Source organism: Streptococcus mitis (assembly GCF_001579035.1).
Taxonomy (GTDB): Bacteria; Bacillota; Bacilli; order Lactobacillales; family Streptococcaceae; genus Streptococcus; species Streptococcus mitis_J.
Genome location: NZ_KQ970348.1, coordinates 1 through 281 on the forward strand (window position 1 = coordinate 1; position 281 = coordinate 281).

The following is a 281-nucleotide window of genomic DNA, read 5'->3' on the forward strand; positions in this document are numbered from 1 at the left end:
AAAAGGCTATAAATAGCTATACTCAGACCATAAAAAATCTTGGTTGAGCGAGCATAGAGGGCTAGAGCCAGCAGGAGTAGCCCCAAAGGAAGGGGATTGAAAAAGGCGATAAAGGCAAGGTAATTTCCCTGCAACTTGCCCACTTGAATATCTAAATTAAAGTCAACGGCATAGGCTAATAAGGTTTTGAGCCAATAGAGGATTAAAAGGGTTAGGACAAAACCCAGTCTGGTACCGATGGCTTTTTGGATTTTGTTAAAATTGCTTTTCACACATTTACT

General features: G+C 40.2%; 1 pseudogene. It reads right to left on the reverse strand.

From position 1 onward, the window contains the following. A pseudogene (locus SMIDD26_RS11005) lies at positions 1 to 272 on the reverse strand (LTA synthase family protein); the annotation flags it as partial. Positions 273 to 281: the final 9 nt, after the last annotated feature.